This window comes from Pseudomonas sp. NPDC089408 (assembly GCF_044749445.1).
Taxonomy (GTDB): domain Bacteria; phylum Pseudomonadota; class Gammaproteobacteria; order Pseudomonadales; family Pseudomonadaceae; genus Aquipseudomonas.
In genome coordinates this window covers 55,534-76,364 of the sequence record NZ_JBIVHY010000007.1, presented here as the reverse complement: position 1 = coordinate 76,364, position 20,831 = coordinate 55,534, and the positions used below count along the sequence as shown (strand labels likewise).

The window sequence follows — 20,831 nt, the reverse complement described above, 5'->3', positions numbered from 1 at the left end:
TGCTATTGACCCATTGCTGACGCTCGCAGGGCAGTGACGGTGGGTAGACCAGGCCGACTCCATGGTCGATACGCATGACGCGGAGGTTGCCTAAGCATTACGCAAGCAAAGGGCGAAGGAAGTCACGCTGATACCCACAAGGGCTTGGCTGCCCACCCATCCAGCGTGGATGGAAACCCAGTAGCGACCTCGACCGCGTCATAGTACGGTCCGCCTTCGACAAACCGCCCGGTTCGTTGCCTTCAAGCCCATGGACCGGGGCGCTCATGACCTGGGAGGTCTGATGCAACACGCACGTGAGATCAGCCAGCAAGAACTGGATACAGCCTTGGTGGCGTTTACCCGCTTCAAAATCGGAGAGATCAAGCTTTTCGACCTGGAACAGGCCATGAGCTTCGAGGTGGGCGAGGCCCTGTCCAGAAGCGGGCTGGTCAGGTTCTCGATCACCATGATGGTGTCGGGTCGTTATCGCCTCAGTGATGAAGGGGAAAATGCCATCACCGAGGCCGGGCGGGACCGCTTGCAGATGATCCGCGGGACAATATGACTCATCGGGACTGATCAATGGCGTGTCACGCCTGCCGGCCATGCGCACCCGGCCAGCCGGCATCCCGATGCAGTCTGCATTTCGCCGCAGGGCATCGGGGCGCCGTGCCGGTACTCAACGCTCAGCCATGGACCAGCGAGAGTTCGCTGATAATGCAGATCGAGCCGTCATCGGCGGGCGTTGCATCGCTATAGTCGACCTGGTTGTAGACCCCACCATGGAACTCGAACCGCCGCGAGGCCCAGCTGCTGTCGAGTTGCAGTTCGCCCGACGCGCCGGCCTGCCCATTGCAGGTGGCTGTCACCGTAACCAGGCCCTGGCCAGTGACGTGAATGCTGACATTGAAAATCGCCCCCAGCGGTACGCCCTTCAGCACCGTCGAGTTGACCGGGTCAGCCTGGTTGTAGGTTGCTCGAAAGCCCAGGGTGATGTCGCCTTTCTTCCAGAACACTTTCACCGGCGGGCTGTCGTCGCCGCGTACGTGCATCTGGGCAATGACCACCTTCTGTGCTGCGTTGACCTTGGTCAGTGCCATGGTTTGGCGGTTCCAGTGGTCCTGGGCACTGGCCAGCGTCCAGTCCTGGGTTTCGGTCCACTCGCAGCGGGTTCGATGAGTGCTTTTGCTCGACGCGCCTTTGGTGGGGGCAGAGAGCTGGATCGAACCGTCACTGAGTATTTTGACCACGCTCGGAAAGCGGGCAATCGCTTCGGCGCCGTTGAGCTCGAGCGCCACGGGGTTGGTTGAAGATACGGCCACCGGGGTGGCGAGGGTGAGGTTGCTGATATCTACGGCCATGGAAACTCCTGACAAAAAGTGAGCCTTATTGGCGGGTTGCTTTGGCAGCCGTGCAGGTGGCTGCCTGATAAAAATTAGCCCCAAGCTAAATCTCAGTCAATAGCGATTAGCTAAATTTTTTTTCTGCAACGCATTACCTGCTGGCGAAATTTTTCCGTGGTGGGGCTTTACGCTGGATTTGCCGGTGAGATAAGCTTTCAGCAAGTGCTGTACGAATATACAGCTATCAGGGTAAGAATATGTCTATACAGATGAAGCCGGCAGCTCAGCATCGCCAGGAAATGACCGGAATAGAGCGGCTTAGCCTGCGCGTGTCGTCGATGATCAACCACCCGGTGGCACAGACGCAGCGCTGGGTCAGGGTGCATCGCCTGGACAGCGACGGTGATGCGGAATGGGAAGAGGTGATGGGCTTGCTGTCGGAAACGCCCGAGCTGGACCTGACCTTCAACGACGATGAGAGCGTGATGGTGCGCTGGGAGCGCAGCAGCGTGGAGCAGCGCGACGATTTTATCGTCGAGCAGGGCAGCGCAGGGCAGGTCGAGGAAGCGGCACCCTTCTGAGCATCAGTAAAAGCTCGTCGGCATGGGCGGCATACGCTTCACACCAAGTGGGCGTTCCATACCAGCAGCACCCTGGCCTGGATGTAGGTTTCTTCCCGGCGAATCATGCGGTCCTTGTGCCGCGAGTTGTCGGAAATCATCTCGAAATGGTCTTCATCTGCGATCTGCAGGCGCTTGATGTAGATGTGGTCGCCCCAGGAGAAGAAGTAGATGCCGTCGCCGACGAACTCACGGATGCTGACGTCGACGATCAGCGGGTCGCGATGCTTGATGGTCGGCTCCATCGACTGGCCCCAGCCGGTTACCATTTTGAGGTGGTGGTGCTCACTGAACTCCACGCCCAGTTCGCGCAGATGGCTCGGGCTGACGCGAACATCCTTGAACATTTCCGGGTAGTCGTGAGGGATCTGGCCGCCGCCCATGGCTGCCCGCACATCGTAGTGGGCGATCCAGACTTCGTCTCCGACCAGGCTGGGGCGGGCGAGGTCCGCCTTGACCAGCACAGCGTCGGCCGGCTCCTCGGCAGCAGCCAGCAACCTTTGCCGGGTTTCTTCAGGGATACCTTTGCCACTTCTGGCCAACATCTGCCTGACCAGTTCCGCCGCAGACTGCTTGCTATCGGTGGGCTCGACCACAGCTTGCACGTGTTCGCCTGCTGCAAGCGCGTCGAACCAGCCGCGTGGCAAGCCTTCGATGCCCTCGATGCGCCTGGCTACGTCATCGCCCAGGTTTTTCGCGGTCTTGTCTGAAAGGATCTGGCTCAAGTGTGCAGGCGCCATCCCCCAGCGCTCAGCGCAGGATCCCTTACGCTGGCCGCCAATCAGCTTGACCAGGTTGTGCTTGCGGATTTCATAGATGTCCATAGGGCGAAGCATGCCAGTGTTTAGCTTGCTGCTAAATGTGCGCATGGCTAAATTTATCCTTGAGATTATATTAGCTTAAGGCTAAATTAATTCTGTGAAGAAGAAAAGCCGCCGAGACGATTTTCTGCGGATTACCCCATCACCTTGAGGAATGAGGTTTACATGGATCCGACTGACCTCGGCCCGGGCACCGTCACTTGGCTGGGTGGAACGGGCACCGTGTTGCTGGGTGCATTTCTGTGGCTGCGCAAATGGCTGTCCAGGGATGCAGCAGACCGTGCAATGGACAGTGCAGACATTGCGGTAGTCCGGCGCCTGACTGAACTGCTTGATATCGAGCGCACTGCCCGTAAAGAGGCAGAAACCAAGGCTGACCAACTGGCCAGGGAGCGCAACGAACTGGTGCTCAGGGTAGGCCGACTGCAAGGCAAGGTCATTGCGCTGACCGCCCAAAAAAAAGCCCGCCAGTGTGGCGGGCCATAAGGGCGTAGGGAGCAACGCACAACAAATTCGGGTCAGGCAACCAGGGTATCTGGCTGTAACTGTTCAACCAGGGCCTGGGCCGAGGCAAGGCTTGGCATCGGCCCGCTCACGGCTTCGCCGTTGCGCACCAGGTACCAGCACGCCAGCAGGCCTTGTTCACGCAATGAAACGGGGACGGCGCTGCCGACAACGGACATGATCTGGATAGTGGCCATGTGGACCTCCTGTAAAACATGGCGCTACGATACGCAGCGGCCGCAGCGGTTTGAAATCAACGTTGTCGATAGTGGTCATTAGTTCTATCAACCCTTACCAGCGTGGCGGGCCGTAGTACACCGGCGGTGGCGCATAGTAGGCGCGGTAACCCGGGGGTGGCGGGGCCGGTGCATAGTACGGCTGGTAGTAAACCGGCTGCGGGGGCGGTTGCACGTATACCGGCTGCGGCGGGTAATAGACCGGCTGGCGTTCGACATACACGGTACGGTCATGCCCGCCATAAACCGTTGCCCCGACCACAGCGCCAACCACGGCCGCCCCCAGCAGCGGCCCAGGGCCATACCAACCACCGCCATGGCCGCCATAACCGTGAGCGGCAGCGGGCCCGCTGATGGCCAAGGCACCGACCAGCAGGGCGATTCCGGGTATGAGACGGTTCATGGGCAACCTCGTAGGTAAACCCCCTGGAGTGGGGTGTTACTACTATGACTCCGGGCTCTGTCAACTGAGCACAGGGGAACGGTAAAGGTTGTGTAAGGGACGACCAGTGGTTGCCTCTGTTACGCTGCACAAACGTTTCAGTTATGACAAAGGAGCAGGTTATGTCGACAACTCCCAGCAGGGATACCGTGCTGTGCATCTCCTTGGCAGGCCGCCCCGGCACGTTCGGCGTACGCTTTCACAACCACCTGTATCAGCAGTTGGGCCTGGACTTCTACTACAAGGCCATGCGCACCGATGACCTGCCGGCGGCGGTGGCGGGCATACGTGCCCTGGGTATTCGCGGCTGCGGGGTGTCGATGCCGTACAAGGAAGCGTGCATGGCCCTGGTCGATGAAGTCGACCCCTCGGCGGCCGCCATCGAGTCGGTCAATACCCTGGTCAACGACGAGGGCCGGTTGAGAGCCTACAACACGGATTACCTGGCGGTGCGCCAGTTGCTGGCGCAGCACCAGGTTGACCCGGCTACCGCCTTTGCCCTGCGTGGCAGTGGTGGCATGGCCAAGGCGGTGGCCAGTGCCCTGCGCGATGCCGGGTTTGCTGAAGGCATCATCGTTGCGCGTAACGAACAGGCTGGCCGGCAGCTGGCGGATGTTTGCGGGTATCGCTGGGTGGCGGAACTGGGCGATGTTTGCCCGCCGATGCTGGTGAACGTGACGCCTATCGGCATGGGGGGTGGGCCGGAGGCCAATGAACTGGCGTTTTCCGAGAACGCCATTACGGCGGCGGAGCGGGTGTTCGATGTTGTGGCGATGCCGGCGCAGACGCCATTGATACGCCGCGCGCAGGCGTTGGGCAAGCCGGTGATTACCGGGCTTGAGGTGATTGCGCTGCAGGCGCTGGAGCAGTTCGTGCTGTATACCGGGGTAAGGCCGACGCAGGCGCAGGTGGATGCGGCGGTGGCGTTCGCCCGGGATATCTGATCATTCCTGTACCGGCCTTTTCGCGGGTAAACCCGCTCCTACAACGATTGTGCAATCAGTCGCGGTCGTTGTAGGAGCGGGTTCACCCGCGAAAAGGCCAGTGCAGGCACATCACAGTATCAGAACACCTTGCGCCCATCATCCAGCTGCTGGTCAACCAGCGCCCGCCCATGGGCCAGCGACACATGCTGCGCATTATCAAGATCGGAGAAGAACTTCATCGGCATCGCCATGCGCCTGCTGGTGTGCCCGTCCGGGGCGGTGATCAGGCAGCCTGCGGCGTAGGGCAGCGGGGAGTCGGGGTGGGGCATCACGCTGGCGGTGATAGTGTGCTCGCGGTATTCACAGTGAAGAGATTGCATCGTCCTTACCTCGCTGTGGCATGTGAAGCAGTTACCTTCATATACCACAGCAAGGGGCCTGGAGTTCCCGGCCCGACGAACGCCTCGCGACGAATGCCTAGCCGTTAAGCTCGGTGGGCTGAATCACTTCGACCCAGTAGCCGTCCGGGTCCTTGACGAACGCCAGGTGGTTCATGCGCCCGTCCTGCAGGCGTTTCTGGAAGGGTACTTCCAGTGCTTCGAAGCGTGCACAGGCAGCACGCACGTCTGGCACCGAAATGCAGATGTGGCCGAAGCCGCGCGGGTCGGTGTTGCCGTTGTGGTAGGCAAATTCGGCATCGTTTTCAGTGCCGTGGTTGTGGGTCAGTTCCAGTACGCCGGGGATCGACTTCATCCACTGGTGACGAGCCGTGTCATCGGCAGGGATTTGCGCCGGCTCGACCAGGGCCAGGAAGTACAGGCTGAAAGCGGCTTCGGGAAAGTCACGCTTGTCTACCAGGCTGAAGCCCAGCACGCGGGTATAGAAGTCCAGCGACTTCTCGATGTCCTTGACCCGCAGCATGGTGTGGTTGAAGACGAACTGGGCGGTGGCGGCATCGGGTTGCGCGGTAACGCCAGGCAGGGTTTGCAGATCATGCAGGCTCATGGTAACTCCTGAGACGGGGCCGGGTGCAGGGCACCGGCAAAACAGACAGGCTGGCCATGATACGGCAGTGCGTCGATTGCGCAAATGAAAGCGCCCTGCACAAGGCAGGGCGCTGGAATTAGAGGCCCGCATGTGCGGGCGCGTGATGGGGTCGCTAGTCCTTTAGCTGCCTCGATACTGAGCCAGCCCTTGTGAAAAAAGTGTGAAGCAGGCGTTGATGTTTCATCAGCGAACCCAGCTTTCCACCGTGGCGGCGCCATATTTTTCTTTCCAGGCCTTGAGCCCGCGGTGGTTGCCGCCTTTGGTCTCGATCCGTTCGCCCGTGTCCGGATGGGTGTAAACCTTGACGACGCGCGGGCGGCGCTGCTGCTTGGGGGCCGCGCTGGAAACGCGAGCCACAGCCTTGGGGTCGAGAATGGCGATGATATCGCGCAGGCTCTTGTCATAGCTTTTCATCAGGCCGACTAGTTTCTGCTCGAATTCGATTTCGCGTTTGAGGCCGGCATCCTTTTTCAACGCTTCCAGTTGCGCCATCTGTTCCTGGAGCGCTTTTTCGGCAGCACGAAACTCTGCAAGTCTGGACACTATAATCACTCCTGTACGTCGGTCGTGGCAGGGCGTGACGAACATTGAAGAAGAGTAAAAAACGCCGGCCACGCGGGTGGGTTCCGCTGTTCGCTGATATCGAGTGTAGTCATTCATGGCTACTGGGTAAACTGCTAACTTTTTGTAAATAAGCCGGGAACTTTCCTAGTTTTGTGTGCGGTGTTTCGCCACTTTTCCAACGCGGCCCCACGCGCCGCTTAGACCATGGTCCAATGGCCCGCGCCAGAGCCTGTGCGCGACAATTTCAGATGATGGCCGGCTATTTGTTCGGCCTTGACGCAGTACCGTGGCCCAGCGCGTGCCGCGGGTTGTTAACTCGCCTTGATTGTGGATGTTTCCTCCCATGTTTGCCCCTTTTCCCCTCGCCCCCGGGCGTCGTGTTGCCGGCCTGTTCTTGATGTGTGCCGGCGTCAATGCCCAGGCCGCCGGTTTTCTTGAAGACAGCAGCGCCAAGCTCGAAGCACGCAATGTCTATTTCAACCGGGATTTCCGTGACGGCCACAGCAGTTCCGGCCAGGGTGCGTCCAAGCGCGAAGAGTGGGCGCAAGGCTTCATTCTCAATGTACAGTCGGGTTATACCCAGGGCCCGGTCGGTTTTGGTGTGGACGCACTGGGCATGTTCGGTTTCAAACTGGATTCCAGCCCGGCCGACAGTAACAGTGGTTTGCTACCATCTTCCGGCCGCGACCCGCGGCACTCGGCCGACCAGTACGCCAAGATGGGCCTGGCAGCCAAGGTCAAGGTTTCCAGCACCGTGCTCAAGTACGGTTCGATGATGCCGGATGTACCGCTGCTCAAGTACAACGATGGTCGCCTGCTGCCGACCATGTTCCATGGCGCGATGCTCACCTCCGAAGAACTGCACGACCTGAAGTTCACCCTGGCACGCCTGGATAAATACACCGCACGGGACTCCACCGACCGCCAGGACATTCGCGTGCACTGCAAGAACAAGCGCTATGCCTGCGACACCGAAGCCGACCACTTCGACCTGGCCGGTGTCGATTACCGCTTCAACGAGCGCTTCAGTGCCCAATACCAGGTAGCCAAGCTGGAGAACATCTACCGCCAGCACTTCCTCGGCCTGGTGGCCAGCCAGCCAATGGCGGTGGGTAGCCTGTCAGCCGACCTGCGCCTGATCAAGAGCGACGACATCGGCAATGCCCGCGCTGGCGCCATCGACCACCGCGCGTTCAGCGGCATGCTCGGCTACAGCCTGGGTGGCCACAAGATCAGTGCCGGCTGGCAGCGCATGTATGGCGACAGTGCCATGCCGTACCTGGATGGCAGCAACCCGTACCTGGTCAACTACGCCCAGGTCAACGACTTCGCCGCCGCCCAGGAACGCTCCTGGCAAGTGCGCTATGACTATGACTTCAAGGCCCTGGGTGTTCCCGGCCTGACCTTCTTCACCCGTTACATCAACGGTGACAACATCAAGGTGCCGGGCAGCAACGCCGAAGGCAAGGAATGGGAGCGCGACACCGAGTTCAAGTACCAGGTGCAAAGTGGCACGTTCAAGGACGTCAGCGTGCGCCTGCGTAATTCCACGTATCGAAGCAACTATGAACAGTGGGCGCGTGACATGGACGAGACCCGGGTGATTGTCAGCTACAACTTCTCGATCTTCTGACCGGTCGCTTTGCCAATGACTGGCAGCCGCCTGACAATGGCGGCTTGTTTTTGACAAAGGGCAGGCAAAGGGCAGGGCAATGAAAAACCTGTTGTTGATCGGCATCGGCCCGGGTGATCCGCGTCAGGTCACTTATGAGGCCGTCGACGCGTTGCGCAGTGCCAGTGTGTTCTTCGTGCTCGACAAGGGCGGCGACAAGGACGAGCTGGTGCGCCTGCGCAAAGCCATCCTGCAACGCTACCGCCCCGAGGGCGGCTATCGGCTGGTGCAGGTGGCCGACCCGCTGCGCGATCACCAGGCAGACGACTACCTGGGCGCAGTGCAGGACTGGCACCGCCAGCGGGCGGCACTGTATGCCCAACTGATCGAGCAGGAAATGGGCGGCGGGGAAACCGGCGCTTTTCTGCTGTGGGGCGAACCCACGCTGTATGACAGCACCTTGCGTATTCTTGACCTGGTCCGCGAACGCGGCGTAGCGCTGCGCCTGCAGGTGATTCCGGGTATCAGCAGCGTGCAGGCGTTGGCGGCGCGGCACCAGGTGGCGTTGAACCGTATTGGCGAACCACTGACCGTGCTGCCTGGGCGGCGCCTGGTCGAGCAGGGAGTTATCGACAATGTCGTGGTGATGCTTGATGGGCAGTGCACGTTTGCCCAGCTGGATGACCCGGGGCTGATGATTTACTGGGGCGCTTATCTGGGGACTGAAGACGAGGTGCTGATTGCCGGGCCTTTGGCGGCGGTGAAAGCGCAGATCCTGGAGGTGCGTGAGCGGGTGCGGGCGCGTAAGGGGTGGATCATGGATACCTACCTGTTGCGCAGGGAGCTGTGAGGTGGGTTGTCTGTACCGGCCTCTTCGCGGGTGAACCCGCTCCCACAGGTAAATCACCACCTTGAATATTGTGGGAACCCTGTGGGAGCGGGTTTACCCGCGAAGCAGGCGCCGCAGTCTCAAGGGTTACCCAGAATCGCCATCACCTTGTCCCGCAGTTGGTCGATACTGAACGGCTTGCCGATCAGGTGCATGCCCTCGGGCACATTGAAGCTGTCGGCATAACCACTGGCAAACAGCACCGGCAACAGCGGCCGCAGTTCGCGCGCTTTGCCCGCCAGCGCTTCGCCGCGCATGTCCGGCAGCCCCACGTCGGTCATCATCAAGGCCAAGGGCTGGTCCGGGTTTTCGAGTATGCCCAACGCTGCGCTGGCATCTTCTGCCTCGATGACCGTATAGCCCAGCTCGTCGAGCACTTCGACCATCAGCATGCGTACGATGTCGTCGTCTTCGACTACCAGAAGGTGCATGGTTGCGATCCTGTGCTAATGAATGTTCTAAGTCTGTGCACAAGGCGCCAGCATAAGTTCCCGAGGATACCGATACGGGCAAATAGATGGAACGATTCTCGAACACAACCTTCAAATACTGGCTAAATGCCCTGCCAGGGCCGGTAAAGCTGGTTAGACTCGCTTTTCAGGACGGCGCAGTGGCAGATAACAACAACGACTGATCCGCCACCCTATTCAATGCACTTTTTTTGCTCGGGCGTTTTCTCATGATTCAAGCAGCCTCGATGGACCAGCGAAGCTTTCGCAAGCTGTTGAGCCGCAATATCGGCCTTCCCCTGGGGGTCGGCCTGTTGGGCGCCGTGGCCTTTGTCGCGGTGATCAACTACCTGCTCTCGGCCATGCAATGGGTCGAGCACACCGACCGGGTGATCGGCACTGCCAACGAAACGGTGAAGTTGTCGATCGACATGGAGACCGGCATGCGCGGCTTCCTGCTGACCGGTGACGAGCGTTTCCTCGACCCCTACGAGGTGGCCAAACCGCGTATTCTCAGTAGCCTGCAAAGCCTGCGTGGCATGGTTGAGGACAACCCGCAGCAAGTCGACCGCATCGACAGGCTGGTTGCGCTGCAACAAGCGTGGAACGAATTTGGCAGCAACATGATTGATCTGCGCCGCAATGATGGCGCCTATCGGGAGCTGATCGGCAATGGCCGAGGCAAGCGCCTGACAGATGAGATTCGCAAAGAATTCGACAACCTCATCGGCACCGAACAGCAACTGCGCATGGCCCGCAACGAGAAGGTCAGCACCGTCACCGTTACGGCGATTTCGGCCTTCGTGTTGTTCATCGTCGGCCTGAGCGCCTTGTTGGCCTACCTCGGGCGGCGCGACCTGTTGGCGTTGTCTGGCAGCTACGACGAAAACCTCCAGGCCCAACAGCGTTCGGCCGAGCGACTGGAGCACCAGGCCTGGCTGCGCAACGGGCAAACCCAGTTGGCCGAACAGGTGCTGGGCCAGTTGACCCTGCCCATGCTCGGCGACAACATACTGCGCTTCTTCGCCAGCTACCTGGGCAGTGTGGTCGGGGCGCTGTACGTACGTGACGAGCATGGCCGGCTGGTACGCGTGGCCAGCTATGGCCTGGATGCCGAGCAAATGGCCCGCGAGCAGGTACTGGGCGATCACGAAGGCCTGTTGGGCCAAGCGGTACGCGAAGACCGAATACTGCGCCTGGATGAACTGCCAGAGAGCTACTTTCACCTTAGCTCCGGTCTGGGCAAGGGGCTGCCGCGCAGTGCCCTGGTGATGCCGGCCAGCGATGGCGGGCAGATCAACGGCGTGCTGGAGCTGGGCTTCCTGCGTGCGTTGCAAGACCGCGACGGCGAACTGCTGCAGCGGGTGGAGGATAACGTCGGTATCGCCATTGAAAGCGCCCGTTACCGCCAGCGCTTGCAGGAAGTACTGGCCGAAACCCAGCAGCTGAACGAAGAGCTGCAGGTGCAGCAGGAAGAACTGAAAACCGCCAACGAAGAGCTGGAAGAGCAGTCCCGCGTGCTCAAGGAGTCCCAGGCCCACCTGGAGACCCAGCAGGCTGAGCTGGAGCAGACCAACGAGCAGCTGTCCGAGCGCACCGAGGCGCTGGACCGCAAGAACGACGAACTGGTCCAGGCCCAGGAAGAGCTGCAGGCACGCGCGGATGAACTGCAGCGTTCGAGCAAGTACAAGTCCGAATTCCTGGCCAACATGTCCCACGAGTTGCGCACGCCGCTGAACAGCTCGCTGATACTGGCGAAGCTGCTGGCGGAGAACGCCGAAGGCAACCTCAGCGGCGAACAGGTGAAGTTTGCCGAGTCGATCTACTCGGCCGGCAACGATCTGCTCAACCTGATCAACGATATCCTCGACATCGCCAAGGTCGAGGCCGGCAAGCTTGAAGTGCGGCCCGAGACGACTCAATTGGCACGCCTGGTCGAAGGCCTGCGCGGCATGTTCGAACCGTTGGCCGGGCACAAGGGCCTGGCCTTCGAGGTGACTGCCGAAGCGCAGGTGCCGGCTACCCTGTTCACCGACCGCCAGCGCCTGGAGCAGATTCTCAAGAACCTGCTGTCCAACGCTATCAAGTTCACCGAACGTGGTCAGGTCAGCCTGAACATCGGCTACCAGCCGGGCAGCGGCATCGTATTTGCCGTGCGTGATTCCGGCATTGGTATTGCCGCCGACCAGCAGCAGGCTATATTCGGGGCCTTCCACCAGGTCGATGGCACCAGCAATCGTCGCTATGGCGGTACCGGCCTGGGTCTGTCGATCTCCCGCGACCTCGCCCATTTGCTGGGCGGGCACATCGGCGTCGACAGCAGCCCGGGGCAGGGCAGCGTGTTCAGCCTGGTATTGCCGGAGCGCTACGAGAACCTGACGCAGGACGTCGAGCCCCTTAGCCTGCGCCCGGCCGTCGATGCACTGCCACCGGTGCCGCAAGTGTCGGCGGTGGCCGCGCCGAAGCGCCCTGTGCAGGCCTTTGCCGACGACCGCGAACGGGCACCCTTCGGCAACCGCTGCATTCTGGTGATCGAAGACGAACCGAACTTCGCCCGCATTCTCTTCGACCTGGCCCATGAGCTGGGCTACAGCTGCCTGGTGGCGCATGGGGCCGACGAAGGCTTCGAACTGGCCGCCCAGTACATCCCCGATGCGATCCTGCTGGACATGCGCCTGCCGGATCATTCCGGCCTCACCGTGCTGCAGCGCCTCAAGGAGCAGGCCAATACCCGGCACATTCCGGTGCATATCATTTCTGTCGAGGACCGCGTCGAGGCCGCCATGCACATGGGCGCCGTCGGCTACGCGGTCAAACCTACCAGCCGCGAAGAGCTGAAGGAAGTGTTCGCCCGCCTGGAGGCCAAGCTGACGCAGAAGCTCAAGCACATTCTGCTGGTGGAAGACGACGACCTGCAGCGCGAGAGCATCGCCCGCCTGATCGGCGATGACGACGTCGAGATCACCGCCGTGGGCATGGCCCAGGATGCGCTGGCGCTGCTGCGTGAAAACATCTACGACTGCATGATCATCGACCTCAAGCTGCCGGACATGCTCGGCAACGAGCTGCTCAAGCGCATGACTGCCGAAGATATCCGCGCCTTCCCGCCGGTGATCGTGTATACCGGGCGCAACCTCACCCGCGAAGAAGAAGCCGACCTGCTCAAGTACTCGCGCTCGATCATCATCAAGGGCGCCCGCTCGCCCGAGCGCCTGCTCGACGAAGTGACGCTGTTCCTGCACAAGGTCGAATCGCAGTTGTCCAACGAACGCCAGCGCATGCTCAAGACCGCGCGCAGCCGCGACAAGGTGTTCGAAGGGCGCAAGGTGCTGCTGGTGGACGATGACGTGCGCAATATCTTCGCCTTGACCAGCGCGCTGGAGCACAAGGGTGCGATCGTCGAGATCGGCCGTAACGGCCGCGAGGCCATCGAGCGCCTGGAGCAGCATGACGACATCGACCTGGTGCTGATGGACGTGATGATGCCGGAAATGGACGGCTTCGAAGCTACCCGGCTGATTCGCCAGCAAGCGCGCTGGCGCAAGCTGCCGATCATTGCCGTGACCGCCAAGGCGATGAAGGATGACCAGCAGCGTTGCCTGCAGGCCGGTGCCAATGATTACCTGGCCAAACCGATCGACCTGGACCGCTTGTTCTCGCTGATCCGTGTCTGGCTGCCGCAACTGGAGCGAATTTGACTAGCGAACGTAACACCGACATCGAAATCCGCTTGCTGATCGAGGCCATCTACCTCAAGTACAGCTACGATTTCCGCAACTATTCCGGCGCTTCGATCAAGCGCCGGATCCTGCATGCGCTGCGCCAGTTCGACTGCCTGACGGTATCGGCGCTGCAGGAGCGCGTGCTGCACGACCCGGGCATGTTCATGCAATTGCTGCAGTACCTGACCATCCCCGTCAGCGAGATGTTCCGCGACCCGGGGCACTTCCTGGCGCTGCGCAACGAAGTGGTGCCGCTGCTGCGCACCTGGCCGTCCATCAAGGTGTGGATTGCCGGCTGCAGCACGGGCGAAGAAGTGTACTCGATGGCCATCCTGCTGCGCGAGGAAGGCCTGCTGGAGCGCACCATCATCTATGCCACCGACATCAACCCGCACTCGCTGGACAAGGCCAAGCAGGGTATCTACTCGATGCAGAGCATGCGCGAGTACGCCGAAAACTACCGTATCGCCGGCGGGCGCCGAGACTTTGCCGAGTACTACACGGCAGCCTACGGCAACGCGATCATGGACAGCACCCTGCGCGACAACGTGACCTTTGCCGACCACAGCCTGGCTACCGACAGCGTGTTTTCCGAAACCCAGCTGGTGTCGTGCCGCAATGTGCTGATCTACTTCAACAAGGAACTGCAAGACCGTGCCTTTGGCTTGTTCCATGAGTCGCTGTGCCATCGCGGCTTCCTGGTGCTGGGCAGCAAGGAGTCGGTGGATTTTTCCGCTTACAGCGAGCATTTCGAGCCGCTGGTCAAGCCTGAACGGATCTATCGCAAATCATGAACGGCGTGCACGCGGTGGTGATCGGTGCCTCGGCTGGTGGCGTGACGGCGCTGTTTACCGTGCTGGGCGGGTTGCCGGAAAGCTTCGCCATCCCGGTGCTGTGTGTACTGCACCTGCCGGATGACCGCCACAGCCAGCTGGCCGAGGTGCTGCAGCGGCGCCTGCACCGTCCAGTGAGCGAGGCGCGGGACAAACAGCCGATACAACCCGGGCAGATATACGTGGCCGGGCCGGGTTACCACCTGTCGGTGGAGCGTGACTTCACCCTGTCGCTGAGTCAGGAACCGCCGGTGCATTTTTCCCGGCCGGCCATCGACTACCTGTTCATCTCCGCGGCCGATGCCTATGGCGCCGGCCTGCTTGGCGTGTTGCTCACCGGTGCCAACGAAGACGGCGCCCAAGGGCTTGCCTACATCAAGAACAGCGGCGGCCGGACCATCGTCCAGGACCCCCGCGACGCACAGGTTGCGCTGATGCCCGAGGCCGCCCTGGCCCTGCATCAGCCTGACCATATTCTTACCCTGAGTGGCGTCGAGCGGTTGCTCGCTGCCCTGGAGCCTAGCGCATGCTAAGCCACACCATCGCCAAACTGCTGATCGTCGACGACCTGCCGGAAAACCTGCTGGCCCTCGACGCCCTGATCCAGGGCGAAGACCGCGAGGTGCACCAGGCCCAGTCTGCCGAGGCCGCATTGTCGCTGTTGCTCGAACACGAGTTTGCCTTGGCCATTCTCGATGTACAGATGCCGGGCATGAACGGCTTTGAACTGGCCGAACTGATGCGCGGCACGGAAAAGACCCGCAACATCCCAATCGTCTTCGTCACCGCCGCCGGGCGCGAGATGAACTACGCCTTCAAGGGTTACGAAAGCGGGGCGGTGGACTTCCTGCACAAGCCGCTCGATACCCTGGCGGTGAAGAGCAAGGTGTCGGTGTTCGTCGATTTGTACCGCCAGCGCAAGGTGCTCGACCGCCAGTTGCAGGCGCTGGAGCGCAGCCGCCAGGAGCAGGAGGTGCTGCTGGCCCAGTTGCAGACGGCTCGCGGTGAACTGGAGCACGCGGTGCGCATGCGCGATGACTTCATGTCGATCGTCTCCCACGAGGTGCGTACCCCGCTCAACGGGCTGATCCTGGAAACCCAGCTGCGCAAGTTGCACCTGGCACGTGGCAACCTGGCAGCGTTCACTGGCGACAAACTACAGGCCATGGTCGAGCGCGACGAGCGGCAGATCAATAGCCTGATTCGCCTGATCGAAGACATGCTCGATGTCTCGCGCATCCGTACCGGCAAACTGTCGCTACGGCCTAAGGCCTTCGATCTGAGCCAACTGGTGCGTGGCTTGGTGGAAAACTTTACCGCCCAGGCCCTGGCGCTGGAAACGCATATCGAGTTGCAGTGCTGCGAGCCGTTGCAAGGTGAGTGGGACGAATTCCGTATTGAGCAAGTACTGGCCAACCTGTTGTCCAATGCCTTGCGCTACGGTGAGCGCAAACCGGTGCAGGTGCGTGTGTACGAGCAGGGCGACCTGGCCTGTGTGCAGGTACAGGACCACGGCATCGGCATTGGCATGGCCAACCAGCAGCGGATTTTCCAGCAGTTCGAACGGGTGGCCAGCCAGCATGCCAGCGGTGGTCTGGGCTTGGGGCTGTATATTTCGGAGCAGATCGTGCATGCCCATGGCGGGCGTATTCTGGTGGACAGTGAAGAGGGCAAAGGTGCTACCTTCACCTTGCAATTGCCACTGGCTACGTTCGAACAACAAAACGACCAGGCGCGGGCAACCTCTGCGTGAGCCTGGGGTCTGATGGCCAACTGTATGTATTTCAAGGCGTTAACATGAGTGAAGATGCACAAGACGTGGTGCTGGTGGTTGAGGATGAACCGGCGATCCGCATGATTTTGCGTGACTACCTCGCTGGTGAGGGCTACCACGTGCTGGTGGCCGAAGATGGTGAACAGGCGTTCGCCATCCTGGCGAGCAAGCCGCACCTGGACCTGATGGTGACCGACTTCCGCTTGCCGGGCGGGATCTCCGGGGTGGAGATTGCCGAGCCGGCGGTGAAGCTGCGGCCGGACCTGAAGGTGATCTTCATCAGTGGCTACCCGGCAGAGATCCTCGAATCCGGCAGCCCGATCACCCGCAAGGCACCGATCCTGGCCAAGCCGTTCGACCTGGATACCCTGCACGAGCAGATCCAGTCGCTCCTGCGCTGAAAGCCATTCTTCAGGCGGAGTGCGGTCCCTGTAGGAGCGGCCTTGTGTCGCGAAAGGGCCGCGAAGCGGCCCCAGGCTACCAGCGCAAATGCACAACTTGCTGGGGCCGCTTCGCGGCCCTTTCGCGACACAAGGCCGCTCCTACAGGATCTGTGCATGTCTTGAAGGCGGCGCAAATCAACCCAAGGTCCGCTCCAACCCACCCACCAACAGGCTCTCCATCAACCCCACCCCCTGAGCCTCGGGCAGCGCCTGCAACATCCCCGGCAACTGGTTAAGCAAGGTGGCCACCACATGCGCCGTGGCCACCAGGGCTTGCCCTTGCAACTTTGCCTGCGGCGCAATCAGCCGCAGCAGCCCCGCCTCGTAACGCGCACGCAACTGGGCCAGGCGCCGTTGCTGATCGTCGCTCAGGCAACAGAAATCCCGCTCTGCCAGACGAAACTGCAACGGCCGCTCGGCATGCAGCTGCCAGTGCGCGGCAATCAGGCAGCTCAACGCCGAAGTCCCCCGTGCCATGGCTCTGCGGCCCTGGTCGAGGGTGGCCTGCAATTCCTCGTACAGCTCCTCGATCAGGTCGAACAGCAGGTCTTGCTTGCTGGGAAAGTGATGGTACAGCGAGCCGGCTGTCAGCCCGACATGGGCCGCCAGCTCGCGCATGCTGACCTGGCCAAAGCCCTTTTCGGCAAACAGCGCCATGGCCCGGTCACGTCGCTCTTCAAAGTTGGCACAGCGCATCGCGGCATTGATCGGGGGCATGGTGCCTGTTCCTCAGTAAGTGAAGAAGCCGCGGCCGCTCTTGCGCCCCAGCCAACCGGCCGCGACCATTTCCTTGAGCAGCGGGGCAGGGCGGTACTTGCTGTCGTTGAAGCCCTCATGGAAGGCCTCCATGATTGCCAGCAAGGTGTCCAGGCCGATCAGGTCGGCCAGTGCCAACGGGCCGATCGGCTGGTTGCAGCCCAGGCGCATGCCGGTGTCGATGTCCTCGGCACTGGCCAGGCCTTCCTGGCGCACGAAGATCGCTTCGTTGATCATCGGCACCAGGATGCGGTTGACTACAAAGCCGGGGCGGTTGCCGGCGCTGATTGGGGTCTTGCCGACCTTTTCCGTGACCAGCAGCGCCTGGGCGTAGGTGCTGTCGCTGGTCTGCAGCCCACGAATGATCTCGACCAGCGCCATCATCGGCACCGGGTTGAAGAAGTGCACGCCAATAAAGCGCTCCGGGTGCTCAATGCTGGCGGCCAGCTGGGTGACCGACAGCGACGAGGTGTTGGTGGCGATCAGGCAGTCGGCAGCGACGTTGGCTGCCACCTGCTGCAGGATGCGCTGCTTCAGCTGCAGGTTCTCGGTGGCGGCCTCGATCACCATCTGCGCAGTGCCGAGCTGGCTGTAGTCGGTGCTGGTGCGGATACGCGTTTTCGCGGCTGCAGCCTTTTCGGCGTCAAGCGTGCCTTTGCTGACCTGGCGCTCCAGGTTTTTGCTCAAGGTGGCCACGCCGCGCTCCAGCGCCGCGTCGGAAACATCCACCAGCAGCACCCGGTAGCCAGCCACTGCGCACACTTGGGCAATGCCGTTGCCCATGGTGCCGGCGCCGATCACGGCGATCTGTTCAATGCTCATGCATCAGGCTCCCTCAAACGCGCTCGAAGACGATGGCGATGCCTTGGCCGCCGCCGATGCACATGGTGGCCAGGGCATAGCGGCCCTGGATGCGCTGCAGCTCGTGGATGGCCTTGGTGGCGATGATCGCGCCGGTGGCACCTACCGGGTGGCCGAGGGAAATGCCCGAACCGTTGGGGTTGACCTTTTCCGGGTCGAAGCCCAGCTCGCTAGCCACGGCGCAGGCCTGGGCGGCGAAGGCTTCGTTGGACTCGATCACGTCCAGGTCCTGGACCTTCAGGCCGGTCTTTTCCAGCACCTTGCGGGTGGCAGGGATCGGCCCCAGGCCCATCAGCTCGGGTTCCACCCCGGCATGCGCGTAGCCGACCAGGCGGGCCAGCGGCTTCAGGCCCAGGCGGCGTACGGCGTCACCGCTTGCCAGTACCAGGCCGGCGGCGCCGTCGTTGATACCGCTGGCGTTGCCGGCGGTGACGGTTCCGTCTTTCTTGAACACCGGCTTCATGCCGGCCAGTTGCTCGGCGGTCACGTCGCCACGCACATGTTCATCGACGCTGAACTGCACGCTGCCTTTGCGGGTTTTCAGCTCCACCGGCACGATCTGGCTGGCGAAGCGGCCTTCGGCAATGGCGCGGGCGGCGCGGCGCTGGCTGGTCAGGGCCAGTTCGTCCTGCATTTCACGGGTGATGCCATGTTTGGCCGCGACGTTTTCGGCGGTGATGCCCATGTGGAAGTGCTCGAACGGGTCATGCAGCACGCCAACGGTGTAGTCGATACCTTGCAGGTCACCCATGCGTGCGCCCCAGCGCGCTTGCGGCAGCAGGTAAGGGCCACGGCTCATGGATTCGGCGCCAGCGGCAATGGCCACGTCGGTATCGCCCAGCAGCAGGCCCTGGGCCGCCGAGACGATGGCCTGCAGGCCCGAGCCGCACAGGCGGTTAACGTTAAAAGCCGGGGTTTCCTTGGGGATGCCGGCGTTCATGGCCGCTACCCGAGCCAGGTAGGCGTCACGGGGTTCGGTAGGAATCACGGTGCCCATCACCAGATGGCCGACTTGCTCGGCGGCCAAGCCCGAGCGCTCGATGGCGGCGCGGGTAATGGCGCTGGCCAGGTCGGCCAGCGGCAGGTCCTTGAGGGAACCGCCAAAGCCACCAATGGCTGAACGGACGGCACTGACGACGTAGATTTCTGCGCTGCTCATAGAGGCTCCGATTGCGAAGGCATGGCGGGACCGGGCCAGGCTCTGCGAGAATGGCCGGCAAGGTCCCGGAGTGGGTCCGAGTCTAGGCAAAGGCTCTGTTGCAGCCTATGCCGGAACTGTTCAAACAACCTGGCACTTTTTGCCACTCAGCATAGACAGCGAAAACCGCCATGCGCGATAGCGATTCGGTCGCCGTGTACTTTCTCAATGCCATGCTCCACGCCCTGCGCGACAGCCCCGCCGAGCGTGATGCACAGTTGCGCGCGGTGGGCATCGACCCGCAACTGCTCGATCAGCCCCAGGCGCGGGTGCCGGCCAAGGCGTTCGCGCAACTGTGGCTGGCGTTGATCCAGCGCCTGGACGATGAGTTCTTCCGCCTCGACAGCCACGGCATGCCGCTGGGCAGTTTTGCCTTGATCTGCCGGGGGCTGATTCTCGAACCCAACCTGGAAAAGGCCCTGCGCCAGTGCATGGGCGGCTTCGGTTTGTTCCTGCGTGACCTGCGCGGCAGCCTCACATTACGCGGTGGGCGGGCGCTGATCAGTGTGCAGTCAAGTATCACCGACCCGCTGACCCGGGTGTACGCCGAGGAAACCTACCTGGTGCTGATGGTTGGCATGCTGTGCTGGCTGGGCGGGCGGCGGATCGCCATCGACCGCACCGAGCTGGCAGTGTCGCGCCCGGCCCAGGAGGACGACCTGCTGTTGTGGGGGCCAGACCTGCGCCTGGGCAGCGGGCGCACCGAGGTAGAGTTCGACAGTGCCTGCCTGCGCCAGCCGGTGGTGCAGGACGTGGCGGCCTTGAAGACCTTCTTGCGCAGTGCGCCGCAAGGGCTGGTGATCCGCTTTCGCAACCAGAACGGGCTGGTGGCCGAGGTGTACCGGCACCTGCGGGCACGCCGTTACGGGCAATGGCCGACCTTGGCCGCGCTGGCACAGCAGCAGGGGGTGAGTGCCAGTACGTTCCGCCGGCAGCTGGAGCGCGAGGGGCGGTCGTACCAGCAGATCAAGGATGAGGTGCGCCGGGCGATGGCCTTCGAGCGCTTGCGCGAAGGCGAGCTGAGCATTGCCGAAATTGCCGAACAGGCGGGGTTTCAGGAGCCCAGTGCGTTTCACCGGGCGTTCAAGAAATGGACCGGGCAAAGCCCTGGTAGCTATCGGGCGCGGTTGGCGGGGCGTTAGCTATTGCCTGTGCTGGCCTCTTCGCGGGTGAACCCGCTCCTACACAGGTATCGCTGTACGTGTAGGAGCGGGTTCATCGAGGCGTCGAACCGCCGCGAAGAGGCCGGCACAGGCAACCTGCAATGATCAGGCCGGCACCATGGCAAACCCGACCCCGAAGCGGTTCCAGGCATTGATGGTGGCAATCGCCAAGGTCAGGTTGGCCACTTCGGCCGGCTCGAAGTGTTCCTGCAGGGCTTCGTACTGCCCTTGTGGCGCGCCCTGTTCAGGCAGGCGGGTCAGGCTCTCGACCCAGGCCAGCGCCGCACGTTCACGCGGGGTGAAAAAGGCGGTTTCCTGCCACACGCACAAGGTCTGCAGGCGTGCTTCGGTTTCACCGGCCTTGCGTGCATCGTTGGCGTGCAGGTTGACGCAGTAGGCGCAGCCGTTGATCTGCGAGGCGCGCAGGCGTACCAGTTCCAGCAGCGAATTCTCCAGGCCGCTCTTGGCCAGGGCCTGTTCCAGGCCGACCATGGCTTTGTAGGCTTCGGGTGCGTGTTTGGCCCATTCGATACGGTTGTGCATGGCATTCTCCAAAAGGTGTGGGGTGGCAATGACGCTACTGTAGCGCTGTGCATGGGCCGCCCCGATAGCCAATTGCGCCCATAAGCGGGAGGCCAATCGTGCA

At 61.8% G+C, this 20,831-nt stretch carries 24 protein-coding genes; 12 read left to right on the top strand and 12 right to left on the bottom strand.

Going from position 1 to position 20,831, the window contains the following annotated elements; translation table 11 throughout:
* Positions 1–283 precede the first annotated feature (283 nt).
* The gene (locus ACIP02_RS13510; RefSeq protein WP_400617264.1) at positions 284–547 is read left to right on the top strand and encodes a hypothetical protein; all 264 of its coding nucleotides are present in this window, start codon (positions 284–286) and stop codon (positions 545–547) included.
* A 121-nt stretch (positions 548–668) separates the two neighbouring features.
* On the opposite strand, the gene ACIP02_RS13505 is transcribed toward ACIP02_RS13510, so the two are convergent.
* Positions 669–1,343 (bottom strand): polysaccharide lyase family 7 protein, encoded by a 675-nt coding sequence (locus ACIP02_RS13505; protein ID WP_400617262.1) that lies wholly within the window; start codon positions 1,341–1,343, stop codon positions 669–671.
* A 239-nt stretch (positions 1,344–1,582) separates the two neighbouring features.
* On the opposite strand from ACIP02_RS13505, the gene ACIP02_RS13500 reads away from it, so the two are divergent.
* A complete protein-coding gene (locus ACIP02_RS13500; RefSeq protein ID WP_400617260.1) occupies positions 1,583–1,906 on the top strand; it encodes a DUF1654 domain-containing protein in 324 nt (107 codons plus the stop codon).
* Between the two features lie 38 nt (positions 1,907–1,944).
* Here ACIP02_RS13500 and ACIP02_RS13495 read toward each other — a convergent pair whose 3' ends face one another.
* Positions 1,945–2,769: a helix-turn-helix transcriptional regulator gene (locus tag ACIP02_RS13495; protein ID WP_400617536.1), complete on the bottom strand. Its 825-nt coding sequence runs from the start codon at positions 2,767–2,769 to the stop codon at positions 1,945–1,947.
* 162 nt (positions 2,770–2,931) lie between these two features.
* On the opposite strand from ACIP02_RS13495, the gene ACIP02_RS13490 reads away from it, so the two are divergent.
* On the top strand, positions 2,932–3,252 hold the full coding sequence (locus ACIP02_RS13490) for a chemotaxis protein (protein ID WP_400617258.1): 321 nt from the start codon (positions 2,932–2,934) through the stop codon (positions 3,250–3,252).
* Positions 3,253–3,284: 32 nt separating this feature from the next.
* On the opposite strand, the gene ACIP02_RS13485 is transcribed toward ACIP02_RS13490, so the two are convergent.
* Both ACIP02_RS13485 and ACIP02_RS13480 read right to left on the bottom strand, forming a co-directional pair.
* Positions 3,285–3,467 (bottom strand): hypothetical protein, encoded by a 183-nt coding sequence (locus ACIP02_RS13485; protein WP_400617256.1) that lies wholly within the window; start codon positions 3,465–3,467, stop codon positions 3,285–3,287.
* Between the two features lie 94 nt (positions 3,468–3,561).
* Positions 3,562–3,909, bottom strand: a complete 348-nt coding sequence (locus ACIP02_RS13480; RefSeq protein WP_400617254.1) for a hypothetical protein — start codon at positions 3,907–3,909, stop codon at positions 3,562–3,564.
* Positions 3,910–4,070: 161 nt separating this feature from the next.
* On the opposite strand from ACIP02_RS13480, the gene ACIP02_RS13475 reads away from it, so the two are divergent.
* A complete protein-coding gene (locus ACIP02_RS13475; protein WP_400617252.1) occupies positions 4,071–4,892 on the top strand; it encodes a shikimate 5-dehydrogenase in 822 nt (273 codons plus the stop codon).
* A gap of 119 nt (positions 4,893–5,011) precedes the next feature.
* Here ACIP02_RS13475 and ACIP02_RS13470 read toward each other — a convergent pair whose 3' ends face one another.
* The 3 genes from ACIP02_RS13470 to ACIP02_RS13460 form a co-directional block, all read right to left on the bottom strand.
* Positions 5,012–5,254, bottom strand: a complete 243-nt coding sequence (locus tag ACIP02_RS13470; protein WP_400617250.1) for a hypothetical protein — start codon at positions 5,252–5,254, stop codon at positions 5,012–5,014.
* 97 nt (positions 5,255–5,351) lie between these two features.
* A complete protein-coding gene (gene gloA / locus ACIP02_RS13465) occupies positions 5,352–5,879 on the bottom strand; it encodes a lactoylglutathione lyase (protein ID WP_400617248.1) in 528 nt (175 codons plus the stop codon).
* 225 nt (positions 5,880–6,104) lie between these two features.
* A complete protein-coding gene (locus ACIP02_RS13460; protein ID WP_201205603.1) occupies positions 6,105–6,464 on the bottom strand; it encodes a histone-like nucleoid-structuring protein, MvaT/MvaU family in 360 nt (119 codons plus the stop codon).
* 364 nt (positions 6,465–6,828) lie between these two features.
* Here ACIP02_RS13460 and ACIP02_RS13455 point away from each other — a divergent pair, with 364 nt between their 5' ends.
* Together ACIP02_RS13455 and cobF are read left to right on the top strand one after the other, a co-directional pair.
* The gene (locus tag ACIP02_RS13455) at positions 6,829–8,118 is read left to right on the top strand and encodes an OprD family porin (protein WP_400617246.1); all 1,290 of its coding nucleotides are present in this window, start codon (positions 6,829–6,831) and stop codon (positions 8,116–8,118) included.
* A 79-nt stretch (positions 8,119–8,197) separates the two neighbouring features.
* Complete coding sequence (gene cobF / locus ACIP02_RS13450; protein ID WP_400617244.1) at positions 8,198–8,947, top strand: precorrin-6A synthase (deacetylating); 750 nt, start codon at positions 8,198–8,200, stop codon at positions 8,945–8,947.
* A gap of 119 nt (positions 8,948–9,066) precedes the next feature.
* On the opposite strand, the gene ACIP02_RS13445 is transcribed toward cobF, so the two are convergent.
* Positions 9,067–9,417, bottom strand: a complete 351-nt coding sequence (locus ACIP02_RS13445; RefSeq protein ID WP_400617242.1) for a response regulator — start codon at positions 9,415–9,417, stop codon at positions 9,067–9,069.
* A gap of 248 nt (positions 9,418–9,665) precedes the next feature.
* Here ACIP02_RS13445 and ACIP02_RS13440 point away from each other — a divergent pair, with 248 nt between their 5' ends.
* Genes ACIP02_RS13440 through ACIP02_RS13420 form a run of 5 tightly spaced genes read left to right on the top strand, consistent with a single transcriptional unit; the run spans position 9,666 to position 16,165 of the window.
* A complete protein-coding gene (locus tag ACIP02_RS13440; RefSeq protein WP_400617240.1) occupies positions 9,666–13,133 on the top strand; it encodes a response regulator in 3,468 nt (1,155 codons plus the stop codon).
* Positions 13,130–13,951, top strand: coding sequence for a CheR family methyltransferase (locus ACIP02_RS13435; RefSeq protein ID WP_400617238.1), 822 nt, complete (start codon positions 13,130–13,132; stop codon positions 13,949–13,951). The genes ACIP02_RS13440 and ACIP02_RS13435 overlap by 4 nt, the downstream gene beginning before the upstream one ends.
* Entirely contained in the window at positions 13,948–14,523 is a 576-nt protein-coding gene (locus ACIP02_RS13430) for a chemotaxis protein CheB (protein WP_400617236.1), read from the top strand. The genes ACIP02_RS13435 and ACIP02_RS13430 overlap by 4 nt, the downstream gene beginning before the upstream one ends.
* Entirely contained in the window at positions 14,517–15,743 is a 1,227-nt protein-coding gene (locus ACIP02_RS13425; RefSeq protein ID WP_400617234.1) for an ATP-binding protein, read from the top strand. Before ACIP02_RS13430 ends, ACIP02_RS13425 begins: the two co-directional genes overlap by 7 nt.
* 44 nt (positions 15,744–15,787) lie before the next feature.
* Complete coding sequence (locus ACIP02_RS13420; RefSeq protein ID WP_110743225.1) at positions 15,788–16,165, top strand: response regulator; 378 nt, start codon at positions 15,788–15,790, stop codon at positions 16,163–16,165.
* 177 nt (positions 16,166–16,342) lie between these two features.
* Here ACIP02_RS13420 and ACIP02_RS13415 read toward each other — a convergent pair whose 3' ends face one another.
* From ACIP02_RS13415 to ACIP02_RS13405, 3 genes are read right to left on the bottom strand one after another with little or no spacing between them, the layout of a single operon-like run.
* Positions 16,343–16,924, bottom strand: coding sequence for a TetR/AcrR family transcriptional regulator (locus tag ACIP02_RS13415; RefSeq protein ID WP_400617231.1), 582 nt, complete (start codon positions 16,922–16,924; stop codon positions 16,343–16,345).
* 12 nt (positions 16,925–16,936) lie between these two features.
* A complete protein-coding gene (locus ACIP02_RS13410; protein WP_400617229.1) occupies positions 16,937–17,785 on the bottom strand; it encodes a 3-hydroxybutyryl-CoA dehydrogenase in 849 nt (282 codons plus the stop codon).
* 13 nt (positions 17,786–17,798) lie between these two features.
* Positions 17,799–18,983, bottom strand: coding sequence for an acetyl-CoA C-acyltransferase family protein (locus tag ACIP02_RS13405; RefSeq protein ID WP_201205582.1), 1,185 nt, complete (start codon positions 18,981–18,983; stop codon positions 17,799–17,801).
* Positions 18,984–19,153: 170 nt separating this feature from the next.
* Here ACIP02_RS13405 and ACIP02_RS13400 point away from each other — a divergent pair, with 170 nt between their 5' ends.
* Positions 19,154–20,164: an AraC family transcriptional regulator ligand-binding domain-containing protein gene (locus ACIP02_RS13400; RefSeq protein WP_400617227.1), complete on the top strand. Its 1,011-nt coding sequence runs from the start codon at positions 19,154–19,156 to the stop codon at positions 20,162–20,164.
* Between the two features lie 126 nt (positions 20,165–20,290).
* Here ACIP02_RS13400 and ACIP02_RS13395 read toward each other — a convergent pair whose 3' ends face one another.
* Complete coding sequence (locus tag ACIP02_RS13395) at positions 20,291–20,728, bottom strand: carboxymuconolactone decarboxylase family protein (protein ID WP_400617225.1); 438 nt, start codon at positions 20,726–20,728, stop codon at positions 20,291–20,293.
* Positions 20,729–20,831 lie beyond the last annotated feature (103 nt).

What these genes read in the sequence shown, in the direction of transcription:
- ACIP02_RS13405 (WP_201205582.1), bottom strand. Translation starts at nt 18,983, where the DNA reads ATGAGCAGCGCAGAAATCTACGTCGTCAGTGCCGTCCGTTCAGCCATT.
- ACIP02_RS13485 (WP_400617256.1), bottom strand. Translation starts at nt 3,467, where the DNA reads ATGGCCACTATCCAGATCATGTCCGTTGTCGGCAGCGCCGTCCCCGTT.
- ACIP02_RS13470 (WP_400617250.1), bottom strand. Translation starts at nt 5,254, where the DNA reads ATGCAATCTCTTCACTGTGAATACCGCGAGCACACTATCACCGCCAGC.
- ACIP02_RS13500 (WP_400617260.1), top strand. Translation starts at nt 1,583, where the DNA reads ATGTCTATACAGATGAAGCCGGCAGCTCAGCATCGCCAGGAAATGACC.
- ACIP02_RS13455 (WP_400617246.1), top strand. Translation starts at nt 6,829, where the DNA reads ATGTTTGCCCCTTTTCCCCTCGCCCCCGGGCGTCGTGTTGCCGGCCTG.
- gloA (WP_400617248.1), bottom strand. Translation starts at nt 5,879, where the DNA reads ATGAGCCTGCATGATCTGCAAACCCTGCCTGGCGTTACCGCGCAACCC.
- ACIP02_RS13495 (WP_400617536.1), bottom strand. Translation starts at nt 2,769, where the DNA reads ATGGACATCTATGAAATCCGCAAGCACAACCTGGTCAAGCTGATTGGC.
- ACIP02_RS13425 (WP_400617234.1), top strand. Translation starts at nt 14,517, where the DNA reads ATGCTAAGCCACACCATCGCCAAACTGCTGATCGTCGACGACCTGCCG.
- ACIP02_RS13510 (WP_400617264.1), top strand. Translation starts at nt 284, where the DNA reads ATGCAACACGCACGTGAGATCAGCCAGCAAGAACTGGATACAGCCTTG.
- ACIP02_RS13410 (WP_400617229.1), bottom strand. Translation starts at nt 17,785, where the DNA reads ATGAGCATTGAACAGATCGCCGTGATCGGCGCCGGCACCATGGGCAAC.
- ACIP02_RS13475 (WP_400617252.1), top strand. Translation starts at nt 4,071, where the DNA reads ATGTCGACAACTCCCAGCAGGGATACCGTGCTGTGCATCTCCTTGGCA.
- cobF (WP_400617244.1), top strand. Translation starts at nt 8,198, where the DNA reads ATGAAAAACCTGTTGTTGATCGGCATCGGCCCGGGTGATCCGCGTCAG.
- ACIP02_RS13415 (WP_400617231.1), bottom strand. Translation starts at nt 16,924, where the DNA reads ATGCCCCCGATCAATGCCGCGATGCGCTGTGCCAACTTTGAAGAGCGA.
- ACIP02_RS13430 (WP_400617236.1), top strand. Translation starts at nt 13,948, where the DNA reads ATGAACGGCGTGCACGCGGTGGTGATCGGTGCCTCGGCTGGTGGCGTG.
- ACIP02_RS13440 (WP_400617240.1), top strand. Translation starts at nt 9,666, where the DNA reads ATGATTCAAGCAGCCTCGATGGACCAGCGAAGCTTTCGCAAGCTGTTG.
- ACIP02_RS13490 (WP_400617258.1), top strand. Translation starts at nt 2,932, where the DNA reads ATGGATCCGACTGACCTCGGCCCGGGCACCGTCACTTGGCTGGGTGGA.
- ACIP02_RS13420 (WP_110743225.1), top strand. Translation starts at nt 15,788, where the DNA reads ATGAGTGAAGATGCACAAGACGTGGTGCTGGTGGTTGAGGATGAACCG.
- ACIP02_RS13395 (WP_400617225.1), bottom strand. Translation starts at nt 20,728, where the DNA reads ATGCACAACCGTATCGAATGGGCCAAACACGCACCCGAAGCCTACAAA.
- ACIP02_RS13400 (WP_400617227.1), top strand. Translation starts at nt 19,154, where the DNA reads ATGCGCGATAGCGATTCGGTCGCCGTGTACTTTCTCAATGCCATGCTC.
- ACIP02_RS13445 (WP_400617242.1), bottom strand. Translation starts at nt 9,417, where the DNA reads ATGCACCTTCTGGTAGTCGAAGACGACGACATCGTACGCATGCTGATG.
- ACIP02_RS13505 (WP_400617262.1), bottom strand. Translation starts at nt 1,343, where the DNA reads ATGGCCGTAGATATCAGCAACCTCACCCTCGCCACCCCGGTGGCCGTA.
- ACIP02_RS13480 (WP_400617254.1), bottom strand. Translation starts at nt 3,909, where the DNA reads ATGAACCGTCTCATACCCGGAATCGCCCTGCTGGTCGGTGCCTTGGCC.